The 11509-nt window shown below is 67.3% G+C and carries 12 protein-coding genes (1 of these 12 running past the window's edge); 6 read left to right on the forward strand and 6 right to left on the reverse strand.

Features of this window, described 5'->3' with window-relative positions; genetic code table 11:
• Positions 1–388: 388 nt before the first annotated feature.
• On the reverse strand, positions 389–1084 hold the full coding sequence (gene radC, locus J2T07_RS08145) for a RadC family protein (protein WP_306849512.1): 696 nt from the start codon (positions 1082–1084) through the stop codon (positions 389–391).
• A 203-nt stretch (positions 1085–1287) separates the two neighbouring features.
• On the opposite strand from radC, the gene coaBC reads away from it, so the two are divergent.
• Genes coaBC through J2T07_RS08160 form a run of 3 tightly spaced genes read left to right on the forward strand, consistent with a single transcriptional unit; the run spans position 1288 to position 5311 of the window.
• Positions 1288–2499 carry a bifunctional phosphopantothenoylcysteine decarboxylase/phosphopantothenate--cysteine ligase CoaBC gene (coaBC, locus tag J2T07_RS08150; protein ID WP_306848861.1) on the forward strand — a complete coding sequence of 404 codons (1212 nt, stop codon included), beginning with the start codon at positions 1288–1290 and terminating at the stop codon, positions 2497–2499.
• The gene (dut, locus tag J2T07_RS08155; RefSeq protein WP_306848862.1) at positions 2496–2951 is read left to right on the forward strand and encodes a dUTP diphosphatase; all 456 of its coding nucleotides are present in this window, start codon (positions 2496–2498) and stop codon (positions 2949–2951) included. The genes coaBC and dut overlap by 4 nt, the downstream gene beginning before the upstream one ends.
• A gap of 26 nt (positions 2952–2977) precedes the next feature.
• On the forward strand, positions 2978–5311 hold the full coding sequence (locus J2T07_RS08160; RefSeq protein ID WP_306848864.1) for a phosphomannomutase/phosphoglucomutase: 2334 nt from the start codon (positions 2978–2980) through the stop codon (positions 5309–5311).
• 13 nt (positions 5312–5324) lie between these two features.
• Here the strand turns inward: J2T07_RS08160 and J2T07_RS08165 are convergent, their stop codons facing one another.
• The 3 genes from J2T07_RS08165 to J2T07_RS08175 form a co-directional block, all read right to left on the reverse strand.
• Positions 5325–5981 carry a DUF4124 domain-containing protein gene (locus J2T07_RS08165; protein ID WP_306848866.1) on the reverse strand — a complete coding sequence of 219 codons (657 nt, stop codon included), beginning with the start codon at positions 5979–5981 and terminating at the stop codon, positions 5325–5327.
• A gap of 99 nt (positions 5982–6080) precedes the next feature.
• The gene (gene pyrE, locus J2T07_RS08170) at positions 6081–6728 is read right to left on the reverse strand and encodes an orotate phosphoribosyltransferase (RefSeq protein WP_306848869.1); all 648 of its coding nucleotides are present in this window, start codon (positions 6726–6728) and stop codon (positions 6081–6083) included.
• Between the two features lie 9 nt (positions 6729–6737).
• Positions 6738–7238, reverse strand: a complete 501-nt coding sequence (locus J2T07_RS08175) for a GNAT family N-acetyltransferase (protein WP_306848870.1) — start codon at positions 7236–7238, stop codon at positions 6738–6740.
• Between the two features lie 45 nt (positions 7239–7283).
• Between J2T07_RS08175 and J2T07_RS08180 the strand changes: the two genes are divergently transcribed.
• The 3 genes from J2T07_RS08180 to J2T07_RS08190 all read left to right on the forward strand — a co-directional run bounded on the left by J2T07_RS08180 (position 7284) and on the right by J2T07_RS08190 (position 9744).
• The gene (locus J2T07_RS08180) at positions 7284–8054 is read left to right on the forward strand and encodes an exodeoxyribonuclease III (RefSeq protein ID WP_306848871.1); all 771 of its coding nucleotides are present in this window, start codon (positions 7284–7286) and stop codon (positions 8052–8054) included.
• Positions 8051–9355, forward strand: a complete 1305-nt coding sequence (locus J2T07_RS08185; protein WP_430539328.1) for an AmpG family muropeptide MFS transporter — start codon at positions 8051–8053, stop codon at positions 9353–9355. The genes J2T07_RS08180 and J2T07_RS08185 overlap by 4 nt, the downstream gene beginning before the upstream one ends.
• Before the next feature lie 80 nt (positions 9356–9435).
• Positions 9436–9744: a hypothetical protein gene (locus tag J2T07_RS08190; protein ID WP_306848872.1), complete on the forward strand. Its 309-nt coding sequence runs from the start codon at positions 9436–9438 to the stop codon at positions 9742–9744.
• 18 nt (positions 9745–9762) lie between these two features.
• Here the strand turns inward: J2T07_RS08190 and J2T07_RS08195 are convergent, their stop codons facing one another.
• Both J2T07_RS08195 and J2T07_RS08200 read right to left on the reverse strand, forming a co-directional pair.
• A complete protein-coding gene (locus J2T07_RS08195) occupies positions 9763–10881 on the reverse strand; it encodes an anhydro-N-acetylmuramic acid kinase (RefSeq protein ID WP_430539329.1) in 1119 nt (372 codons plus the stop codon).
• Between the two features lie 3 nt (positions 10882–10884).
• Positions 10885–11509, reverse strand: the 3' portion of a protein-coding gene (locus J2T07_RS08200; RefSeq protein WP_306848874.1) for an OapA family protein. 830 nt of this gene lie beyond the right edge of the window; only the last 625 of its 1455 coding nucleotides appear in the window; its start codon lies beyond the right edge, outside the window — the gene reads right to left on this strand; the stop codon is at positions 10885–10887.

Genomic DNA, 11509 nt, shown 5'->3' on the forward strand with positions numbered 1-11509 from the left:
CGTGGCGGGTTTCGCCTCATCCACAGCCTGTGGATAACTCTGTGGGCAATACGACGGTTTTTGATGGTCTTCGGCGGAGCGGGGTCGATGACATGGATTCGTAATATCTAATTTCCTTACTATTCATATGCTTAGATCATTGATCTGTGCGCTGGCAACAGCTGTGACGGCCAAGTGAGGATTTGGCCCAATGTGCATAAGTCGGAATTTGCAAGGCCGTCATCGGCGTTGAAGCGACGCGTCACGGACCTGTCATCGCTCATCGTCACAATTCGTTTCGTGCCCGGTGTCTCCCCGGCCCAAGGCACGGCGGGTTACCCACCCCTCCCTCGAAAGGTGACCCAGAACGGCGCGAGCGGCACTCGCGCCGTTTTTTTTTGCTTCCTGCTCACAGCAGGCCGCGCTCGGCCATGGAGACGGGTTCGCCCTGGCCGATGATCATGTGATCCAGCACGCGGATTTCCATCAGGCCGAGCGCATCCACCAGGGTCCGGGTGATGTCGCGATCGGCCCGGCTGGGCTCGGCGACGCCTGAAGGGTGGTTGTGGGCGAGGATGACGGCGCTGGCGTGGTGCCGGAGGCACGCGCGGACCACCTCGCGTGGGTAGACGCTGGCGCCGTCGATGGTGCCGCGAAACAGTTGCTCGTAGGCGAGGACGCGGTGCCGGGTATCGAGGAACAGGCAGGCGAATACCTCGTATGGCAGGTGGCACAGCTTCGCCCGGAGGTACTGGGCGCTGTCGCGCGGGCTTTCCAGGCGGGGGAGGTCGACGAGCCCTTCGCCCAGGGCACGCCGCGCCAGTTCCAGCGTCGCCATCAGGCGCGCCCGCTTTACCGGGCCCACGCCGGCCACCGGCGCCACGTGGCCCGGATCGGCAAGCAGCTTGCCCAGACTGCCCGCCGAGGAAAGGAGGGCGCGACTGGTCGCCACGGCGTCGCAGCCCACGCTTCCGTTACCGAGCAGGACGGCGAGCAGTTCGGCGTCGGATAGCGCGGCGGCGCCATGGGTGAGCAGGCGCTCCCGGGGCCGGTCGTGGGACGCCCACTGGCGAATGGGCTGGGGCCGGAAGGCCACGGGTGCCATCGAGGCATCTCGGACGGCGGAGGGGCGATCGGGCCCGTGCTTCATCGGTTTACCTTGATGTCTTGCCGACAGAGTCGCGGCGCGACCTACAACATAGAGTTGCGACGGGTGCATGACGATAGAACGATTCTGAAAAATCGTGCGCCGGTCATGCGATGGAAATCCGTTAAGCTAACGTGCCTTCCGAACAGCGTCGTTTCGTCATGACTCTTCGCCAGCGTCGCATCCTGATTGGCGTTACCGGGGGTATCGCCGCCTACAAGGTCTGCGAACTCGTGCGCCGGCTGCGCGACCTCGAGGCGGAAGTGCGCGTGGTGATGACCGAGGGCGCCACGCACTTCGTCACGCCCACCACCTTCCAGGCGCTATCGGGGCAGCCCGTGCGGGTGAGCCTGTGGGACGAGCAGGGCGAAGCCGCCATGGGCCACATCGAACTGGCCCGTTGGGCCGAGCGCGTACTGATCGCGCCTGCCAGCGCCGACACCCTGGCACGGCTCGCGCACGGTTTCGCCGACGACCTCCTTTCCACCGTGGTCCTTGCCACGGCGGCGCCGGTCTATGTTGCCCCGGCGATGAACCAACAGATGTGGGCCAGCCTGGCCGTGCAGGCGAATGTGGGCACGCTGCGCGTGCGCGGCGTGGGCGTGCTCGGACCGGCGGATGGCGACCAGGCCTGCGGCGATATCGGCTCCGGGCGGATGCTGGAACCGCACGAGTTGCGCGACATCCTGGTGGCCTCGTTCGGCGAGCAGCCGCTTCGCGGGCGCACGGTGGTGGTCAGCGCGGGGCCGACCTACGAGGACATCGATCCGGTGCGCTTTATCGGCAATCGCAGCTCCGGTCGCATGGGTTTTGCCGTGGCGGCCGCCGCGCGCGACGCCGGCGCGGAGGTCACCCTCGTGGCAGGCCCCGTCTCCCTGCCCACGCCGCACGGCGTACGCCGTATCGATGTGCGCAGCGCCCGGCAGATGCACGAGGCGGTGCTCGCGGAGGCATCCGCCGCGGACATCTACATCGGCGCCGCCGCGGTCGGCGACTACCGCCCGCTCGAAGCGGCGGCCCACAAATTGAAGAAAGCCGACGGCGCGCCATTGCGGCTCGAACTCACCGAAAACCCCGACATCATCGCGGCACTGGCGGCCCGGGCGAAGCGTCCTTTCCTGGTCGGCTTCGCGGCGGAAACCAGCGCGCTTGCCGCGTATGCCCAGGAAAAACTCCGGCGCAAGGGCATCGACATGATCGCGGCCAATGAGGTGGGCGGCGGCAAGGGTTTCGAAGTGGCCGACAACGCCCTGCATGTCTACTGGCGCGATGGCGACGACACCTTGCCCGAGATGCCCAAGACCGAACTGGCCCGCCGCCTGGTCGCGCGTATCGCGGAACGATTCCTCTCCGGCTCCGGAACCACTCCTTGATCGACATCGAACTGAAGATCCTCGACGCCCGCCTGGGCGACTCCATTCCCCTGCCCGAGCCCGCCACCCTGGGTAGCGCCGGCATGGACCTGCGCGCGGCGGTGGAGGCACCAGTGACGCTGGCGCCGGGCGAAAGCCTGCTGGTGCCGACGGGCATGGCCATTCACATCGGCGATCCGGCGTGGTGTGCCCTGATCGTTCCGCGTTCGGGGCTCGGGCACAAGCAAGGCCTGGTGATGGGCAACCTGGTAGGCGTGATCGACGCCGACTACCAGGGACCGCTGATGATTTCCTGCTGGAACCGCGGGATCGCGACCCTTACCATCGCGCCAGGCGACCGGATTGCGCAATTGTTGCTGGTGCCGGTGGGACGGGCGCGCTTGCGCGTCGTCGACGGATTCACCCCCTCGCAGCGGGGCGAGGGAGGATTCGGTTCCACCGGTATCGGTTGATCGGCCGAGACGACACAAGGGGCACCATGGCTCGGAAAGAGGGAGGGGCGGGGCTTGCGCTCCGGATCGATCTGCGACGTCTGCTGCCCCTGGTGGGTGCGACGATACTGCTGGTCGCCGGCGCGTTCTCCGCGTGGCAGGCCTGGTTGATCGCCGACGAGGGCGATGCGGCAGAGCGGACGCGGGCGGCGCAGCGGCAAACGGTCAAGGCGCTCGACGAGCTGATCGCCGGCAAGCGCCAGCAGGTACAGCGCGCGCTCGCCGCAAGCGGCCTCGCCGGGACGACCGACGATCGCGTGGCGGTGGCCGAACGGCTGCGCGCGCAACTGAAGGGTGTGCATGCGGTCGAGGTGTACAGCGGTGGCCTGGACGAGGTCGTGCGCGCCAACTACCGCGAATTCGGCTATGCCAAGGCCGCTCAGCTGATGGCCGCGCTGGGGGCCAGCGAGATACCGCCCGCATCCACTTCGCTGCACGGCAACGAGCGCCGGTTGACCATGGTGGAGCCCGTGGCCGCCGACGGCGGCGTGCGCGCGTGGATCTGGCTCGAGTATCCCTTCGACGACGTCGCGGCGCGGTTCGAGGCCGCCTCGCCGGGAGCGGGGCGTATCGAATTGCGCCAGGGCGACGGGCACGACAGCTTGTCGCTGCTCTCGCACGGCTCGCGTTCCGCCGAGTTGGAGGCCGAAGGGCAACGCGTGGCGGGTACCTCGCTGTATGTGTTCGCCGCGATGCCGCGTGCCTTCATCGTCATTCCCCACTCCGAGGCGCTCGCTGCGCTGCTGGCCCTGGTCGGGTTCGGGGGTGGCGCCGCCCTTCTATGGGCCCTGCGCCGGCGACCGGTCGTGGCCGAGGAACCCGAGCCGGAGGAGCCCGTGCTCGTGGCCGACGTGGTACGCAAGCCGCGCTTGCCACCGGCGCCGTCGACCGCGACCGCGCTGCCACGTCCCGTGGTGAGTGCCAGTGCCCCGGAGGAGGTGGATGCCTCCATCTTCCGCGCCTACGACATCCGTGGCGTCGCCGGTGGCGCGTTGACCCCCGGCGTGGCCCACCGCATCGGCCAGGCGATCGGCGCGTTGATGGCCGAGCGCGACCTGCGCGAGATCGTGGTCGGCAGGGACGGCAGGCTGTCGGGGCCGGAACTCGCGGGTGCCTTGTCGGACGGACTGCGCGCGGCCGGTATCGACGTCATCGACCTGGGCATGGTGCCGACCCCCCTGGTCTATTTCGCCGCCTACCATTTCGGCACGGGCTGCGGCGTGTCCGTGACCGGCAGCCACAACCCTCCCGATCACAACGGATTCAAGATCGTGATCGGCGGCGAGACGCTCGCCGAGGATGCCATCGCCGACCTGCACCGGCGCATCGTGGAGAACCGCCTGCCGTCGGACGGCGTCGGAACCTGGCGCGAGCAACCGGTGGTGGAGGCCTACGTTTCGCGTATCGCAGGCGATGTGGCCGCCGAGCGCCGGCTCAAGGTCGTGGTGGATGCCGGGAATGGCGTGGCCGGGCTCGTGGCGCCCCGGGTCCTGGAGGACATCGGCTGCGAGGTGATTCCCTTGTACTGCGATGTCGACGGCCGCTTCCCGAATCACCATCCCGACCCATCCGATCCCCGCAATCTCGGCGACCTGATCGCCGCGGTGCATACCGTGGGCGCCGATCTCGGCGTCGCCTTCGATGGCGACGGCGACCGGCTCGGCGTGGTGACCCAGACTGGCGAAATCATCTACCCCGACCGGTTGCTCATGTTGTTCGCCCAGGATGTGCTGGCGCGAAACCCGGGTGCCACGGTGATCTACGACGTGAAATGCACCGGGCATCTTCGCCCCGTGATCCAGGAAGCCGCGGGCGTGCCGCTGATGTGGCGCACGGGCCATTCGCTGATCAAGGCGAAGATGCGCGAGACCGGCGCGGCGCTGGCCGGTGAGATGAGTGGTCACTTCTTCTTCGCCGACAACAACCGCTGGTATGGCTTCGACGACGGCATCTATGCGGCGGCACGCTTGCTCGAGATCGTCGCGGGTGATCTGGAGGAGCGCAGCGTCGCCGAACTCTTCGACAGCCTGCCCAAGAGCGTGTCCACGCCGGAGCTGAAGCTGTCGATGGAGGAGGGTGCGCCGTTCCGCTTCATGGAGGCTTTCCGCGCCTCCGCGACCTTCGACGACGCCCGCGTGACGACGATCGACGGCATCCGCGTGGATTGGCCCGATGGCTGGGGCCTCGTGCGGGCGTCCAACACGACACCCGCGCTGGTCTTCCGCTTCGATGCCGATAACGGCAAGGCGCTGGAGCGCATCAAGCAGGTCTTCCGCCTGCGCCTGCTGGCGGTGGACCGGAGCCTGGCCCTGCCGTTCTGAGGTGGGGCCGCTGTCAGCGGCCGCCGTTCGCGGTGTCCGCTGCCTTCAGTTCGCGATAGTGGCGAAGCTGCGCTTCCATGTTCGCCTTGGCGGCATCCTTGGCCGCCTGCTGGCGCTGTAGCGTCGCCCGGAGGGAAGCCACCGTGTTGCGCTGCTCTGCGATGCGATCGCCGAGGTACTTCGGCACCGGCTGCTTGGCCCGCTCGAGGTCACCCGCGCGATTGAGCAGGTCGGCCAGGGCCTTCTCCTGACCCTGCAGGTTCAATCGCGTGGTGCGCGCGGCCTGTTCGAAGTTGTCGACCTCGGCGCTTTTCGCGGCGGCGAACGCGGCTTCGTCCGGGTATGCGTTCAGCATCTGCGCATCTTCACGCTGCCGCTGCTGCTGCGCCTGTTGGGCCGCCGCCTGCGCGTCGGCGACCTTGCGGGCCGCCGCGCGTTCGTCCGCCGTGAGCTGGCGGTCGACGTGGCGCACGACCATGCCCTGGCTGTTCACCACGTCGTATCCGGCCTTCATCGCGTCGGACGTGAGGCTGTCGCTGAAGTACGACTGCCCGGAGGCGTCCTTCCAGCGATAGCGGTAGGCGTTGTTGTTGGCGGTGTTCTTCTGGGCGAAAGCGGCCGCGCCGATGCACAGTGCCGCCCCCGCCAGGATGTAACGCGCTGCTCGCATGGTTTCCCCTCCTGTGCGCGGAGTATAGCCAGCGGGCGGCCACAGGTTGTGTGAGGCCGGCACGTCGCGTGGATCGCGTGACGCAGTCGCCGTTTCAGGTCACGCCTTCACGCCGTAGCGTTCCCGATAAGCGAGCAGTCGGCCATGTTCCGCCGCCAGCTCCGGCCGCTCGCCGGCGTAGGTGAGGACATCGGTCAACGTGGCGATGGCGATGACGGGGATGCCGAACTGCGCCGCGACTTCCTGCGCCGCCGAGCGTTCGCCCTGGCCGCGCTCCTGCCGGTCGAGCGCGATGAGCACGCCGGCCGGCTCGGCGTCCTGGGACCGGATCAGTTCCAGCGACTCGCGCACGGCCGTGCCGGCGGTCATCACGTCGTCGACGATCAGCACGCGTCCCCGCAAGGGGGCGCCGACCAGCGTGCCGCCTTCGCCGTGGCCCTTGGCTTCCTTGCGGTTGTAAGCCCATGGCACGTCGCGGTCCTGCGTATCGGCCAGGGCGATCGCGGTGGCGGCGGCCAGGGCGATGCCCTTGTAGGCCGGGCCGAAGAGCATGTCGAAGGGCACGCCCGAACGCATGGCGGCCGCGGCATAGGCGCGGCCGAGGCGGGCGAGCGCGGCGCCGCTGTCGATCCGGCCCATGTTGAAGAAGTAGGGGCTGCTGCGGCCGGATTTCAGCGTGAAGTCGCCGAAGCGGAGCACATCGCGGGCGAGGGTGAGTTCAATGAATTCGCGCTGGTAGTCGTGCACGGGAATCTCTCAATCGATCGAAGGGCCAAGCGGATACCACAACACGTACTGCGGTCCCGCGCTGCCGCCATGGTACAACCCGCCGCTGTCGCGATAGCCGGCGCGTCGGTAGGCACGCAGCGCCGCCTCGTTGCGCACGTTCACGGTGAGGAGGATCCGCTCGCGATCCGGATGGCGCCCGGCGACGTATGCGTGGATTGCTTCAAGGGCGGCGCGGCCGAGGCCCTGGCCCTGCCGCGAGGCATCGATGAGGAAGCTGCGCAGTGCTACCGCTCCGGGGGCCAGTGGATGATCCGCCAGTGCGGAGGCTCGCCGATCGATGCGCACGTAGCCGACCACCGCATCGCCGTGGAGCAAGGCGAGCGCCTCGCTGCCGGGGCACACCGCCACGTCGGCGAGCGAGTCGCGGGTGTAGCCGACGAACGGCCGCTGATCGGGGTGGACGTCCAGCGCGAGCACGGCGGCACGCAGGGTTTCGTCGACGGAAAGGACGCGAATGGGTGGATTCATAGGAGGTTATGATGCACGGATTGCCGAACACCCGATCAAGGTCCCATGCGCATTATTTCGCTGAACGCCAACGGTATCCGCTCCGCCGCCACCAAGGGCGTATTCGAGTGGCTACGCAAACAGGACGCCGATGTCGTCTGCCTGCAGGAGACCAAGGCGCAGGAATCGCAGCTCACCGATCCGATGTTCCGTCCGGACGGCCACCATTGCTTTTACCACGATGCCCGCAGCAAGAAGGGGTACAGCGGCGTGGCGATCTACTCCCGGCGTGAGCCGGACGAGGTGCGCGTTTCGCTGGGCAGGGAAGACTTCGATTGCGAGGGGCGCTACATCGAGGCCCGCTACGGAAACCTCAGCGTGGTCTCGTTCTACATCCCCTCCGGGTCCTCCGGTGACGAACGCCAGCAGTACAAGTTCCGGATCATGGAGTGGCTGACGCCGATCCTGCGTGAGTGGGCCGCGAGCGGGCGCGATTACGTGCTGTGTGGCGACTGGAACATCGTGCATACCAAGAACGACATCAAGAACTGGACGTCCAACCAGAAGAATTCGGGCTGCTTGCCCGAGGAGCGCGCCTGGCTCGACCTGCTGTTCAAGGAGATCGGCTGGGTGGACAGCTTCCGCGCCATCAAGCCCGACGCGGTGGAATACACCTGGTGGTCCAACCGCGGTCAGGCCCGCGCGAACAACGTGGGTTGGCGTATCGACTACCAGATCGTCACGCCGGGTCTGCGCGAGCGCCTGCGCGATTGCGCCATCTACCGTGACGAGCGCTTCTCCGACCATGCGCCCTACACCGTGGACTACGCGGAGTGAGCGAGGCGGCCGGGACCGGAGCGGTTCGCTACAAGGGGTTGCGTGGCATAGCCGCTGCGTTCGCCCAACCCGGGGCGGTGACCATGCTGTTCTTCGGTCTCGCGTCCGGCCTGCCTTTCCTGCTGGTCGGTAACACGCTGTCGGCATGGCTGAAGGAATCGGGCGTGGACTACGGTGCCATCGGCATCGCGAGCTACGTCACCTTCGCCTACAACTTCAAGTTCCTGTGGGCGCCGCTGGTGGACAAGTTCCGCCTGCCCTTGTTCGGCCGGCTCGGCCTGCGCCGCGGCTGGCTGATGTTCGCCCTGCTGCTGCTGGCGGCCGGCCTGCTCGGGATGGCGGCGATGCCGCCGGACGTGTCGCTTCCACGCTTCATGGTCGTGACCGGCGTCGCCGCACTGGCGGGCGCGACGATCGACATCGTCGTGGACGCCTATCGCGTGGAGATCGCGCCACAGGAGGCGCAGGGTGCCCTCGCGGCTACGTATACCCTCGGCTATCGCTTCGGCCTGATCGCGGGCGGTGCCGGCATCTTGTTGGTGGCGGACGCCTTCGGCTGGCAAGGCGGCTATGTCGCCATCTGTGCCCTGCTGGTCATTCCTTTCATCACGGTCCTGGTCGCACGCGAACCGGAGCACCGCGTGCGTGAGCGTGTGCCGTTGCGCGTGGCCGTGCAGGAGGGTTTCGTCGGGCCGTTCCGCGATTTCCTTTCCCGTTATGGCCTGGGCCTGGCGCTGGGGTTGCTGCTTTTCGTCGCGCTGTTCCGGCTTCCCGACCAGATGCTCGGGGTGATGGCGTATCCGTTCTATCTCGACGCGGGTTTCAGCAAGACGCAGATCGCGGAGGTGTCGAAGGTCTACGGGGTGATCGTGGGCATCGTCGGTGCCTTGCTGGGCGGTTGGGCCGTGACGCGCTTCGAGATGCGGCGGCTGTTGGTCGTCTCCGCTATCGGTGTTGCGCTTTCGAACATGCTCTACTTGATCATGGCGACCAATCCGGGTCAGACATGGGCCTTCGTGGCGACCCTTTCGGGCGATAACTTCGCGCAAGGTTTTGCGGGTCCGGTGCTGGTCGCCTTCATGTCAGGCCTGGTCAATCGCAGTTTCACCGCCACGCAGTACGCCTTGCTGAGCGCGCTGGCCAATCTTCCGGGCAAGCTGATCGGAGGGCTGTCGGGCTTCCTGGTAAAGGACTCCGGCTATGCGTCCCTGTTCGTGGTCAGCACCGTTTCCATCGTCCCGACCCTGCTCGTGCTCGCCCTCTTGTGGCGCCGCATGCCGCGTCCCGCCGAGGCGGGATAAGCCGGACGACCTATCTTCGCAAGCGATCAAAACTGTGTAATATCGCCGCCACAGGGGGCATGCGCGAGGAGATGACGCACGTGCCGGATATCGTTGTAAGACACATCGACGAGCAGATGGCCGAGCGCATCAAAACGCTCGCGCGCGAACGACGCTGGTCGATCAATGAGGTGATCCTGCACGCGTTGCGCTATGGACTCGGCTTGAGTCCTGGCGACGTGTTCAACGAGCTATTGCTCGAGCCCGGCGACATCGCGCACCTGACCGGCGCGTGGGACGCGGAAGAGCAGGCGGCCTTCCAGGAAGCCCTTTCCGCACTGGCCCAGGCCTCGCCGTCGACCCTGGCCGATGCCGCCACGCGCCCGGTCAAGTCCACCGAGTCGTTCTAGCACCAACAAGACGGTTGGTCAGGGTGCGGCGTACAGCGCGCCCAGCAGGCGCGGTCCCCGCGCGCCGGTCACGGCCGGAAGGTTGCCTGGCTCGCCACGCACGCGCCGATACGCCAGCCATGCGAACGCCATCGCTTCCATGACATCGGGATCGATACCGAACGCCGAACTCGCCAGCAAGGGCCGCCCTTCCAGCCGCGCACCGATGGCGTGCATCAATGCGGTGTTATGCACGCCGCCGCCACAGGCCACCACGTCCACCGCGTCGGCAGCGTGGCGTTCGATCGCCTCCGCCACCGATACCGCGCTGAGCGCAAGCAGGGTGGCCTGAACGTCTTCCGGCGACAACTCGGCGACGCGCGGGTGCGCGTCCAGCCAGGCCAGATGGAAGTGTTCGCGCCCCGTGCTCTTGGGCGGCGGCAGGGTGAAATAGGCGTCGTCGAGAAGTTCGGCGAGCAACGATTCGTCGACCTGTCCCGACGCGGCGAAGAGGCCGCCACGGTCGAAGGGTTCGCCGCGATGGCGCAGGCACCATGCATCCATCAGTCCGTTGGCGGGGCCTGTATCGAACCCTGTGACGTCGCCTGTCGCGCCAAGGCGGGTGACGTTGGCGATGCCGCCGAGGTTGAGCACCACGCGCACGCCACGCTCGGGACGCAACACGGTGGCGTGGAACGCGGGAACCAGGGGGGCGCCCTGTCCTCCGGCGGCCACGTCGGCGCGGCGGAAATCGGCCACGGTGTCGATGCCGGTGCGTTCGGCGATCACCGAGGGATCGCCGATCTGCAAGGTGAAGGGGTGGTCACCGCCGGGGCGGTGACGGATCGTCTGCCCATGGGAACCGATCGCGCGCACATCGCCGGCCGCGACACCCGCCACGCCGATGACGGCTTGCGCGGCCTCCGCGAAGGCATGGCCCACGGCGACATCGAGTTGCCCGTAGGCATCCAGGTCGAGGCGGAGTTCATCCTGCGCCACGGCAAGGATGCGCGTGCGCAGGGCGTCGTTCCAGGGGTGGGTCAAGCCAGCGAGAAGGCCGGGACGGCCTTCCGTGAAGCGGACCAGCACGGCATCGATGCCGTCCGCGCTGGTTCCCGAGATGAGCCCGAGATAGAGACCATCCATGGTGGGTGCCATGGATCAGTCTGCGCTGTGCTGGCCGGCGTCGTTGCGCGCGAGCTTGATATTGTTGTCCACCTGGTTGAGGCGGGCCAGTTGCGGGCCGACCACTTCCTTCTTGAACTTCGCCAGCTGAGCCGCCGGCAGCGGTTCCGGCTTCGGCAGCGTGACCGTCTGCGGATCGCGCTGCATGTTGTTGACGCGGAATTCGTAATGCAGGTGCGGACCGGTGGCCAGGCCGGTCATGCCGACGTAGCCGATGGTGCTGCCCTGGCTCACGCGCTGGCCGACACGCAGGTTCGCGAAGCGTGACATGTGGCCGTAGGCGGTGCTGATGGTGGCGTTGTGCTGGATAACGACGAAGTTGCCGTAGCCATTCATCCAGCCGCGGAACTTCACGACGCCATCGCCTGCCGCGTGGATGGGCGTACCCGAGGGCGCCGCGTAATCCACGCCCTTGTGCGCGCGCATCTTGCCGAGGATCGGATGCATGCGCCCGGCGCTGAATTGCGAGGAGATGCGGGTGAAGTCGACGGGGATGCGCAGGAAGGAGCCCGTGAGCGGACGACCTTCCTCGCTGAAGTAGCTGACCTTGCCGTCGCTGTTCTTGAAGCGGTAGGCGGTGTAGCGCTTGCCCTGGTTCACG

The organism is Luteibacter jiangsuensis, assembly GCF_030812295.1.
GTDB classification, from domain to species: Bacteria; Pseudomonadota; Gammaproteobacteria; order Xanthomonadales; family Rhodanobacteraceae; genus Luteibacter; species Luteibacter jiangsuensis_A.

Coding starts and splice junctions, on each gene's coding strand:
- J2T07_RS08175 (WP_306848870.1), bottom strand. CDS start 7,238: ATGAATCCACCCATTCGCGTCCTTTCCGTCGACGAAACCCTGCGTGCC.
- J2T07_RS08180 (WP_306848871.1), top strand. CDS start 7,284: ATGCGCATTATTTCGCTGAACGCCAACGGTATCCGCTCCGCCGCCACC.
- radC (WP_306849512.1), bottom strand. CDS start 1,084: ATGGCACCCGTGGCCTTCCGGCCCCAGCCCATTCGCCAGTGGGCGTCC.
- J2T07_RS08165 (WP_306848866.1), bottom strand. CDS start 5,981: ATGCGAGCAGCGCGTTACATCCTGGCGGGGGCGGCACTGTGCATCGGC.
- J2T07_RS08160 (WP_306848864.1), top strand. CDS start 2,978: ATGGCTCGGAAAGAGGGAGGGGCGGGGCTTGCGCTCCGGATCGATCTG.
- coaBC (WP_306848861.1), top strand. CDS start 1,288: ATGACTCTTCGCCAGCGTCGCATCCTGATTGGCGTTACCGGGGGTATC.
- J2T07_RS08195 (WP_430539329.1), bottom strand. CDS start 10,881: ATGGCACCCACCATGGATGGTCTCTATCTCGGGCTCATCTCGGGAACC.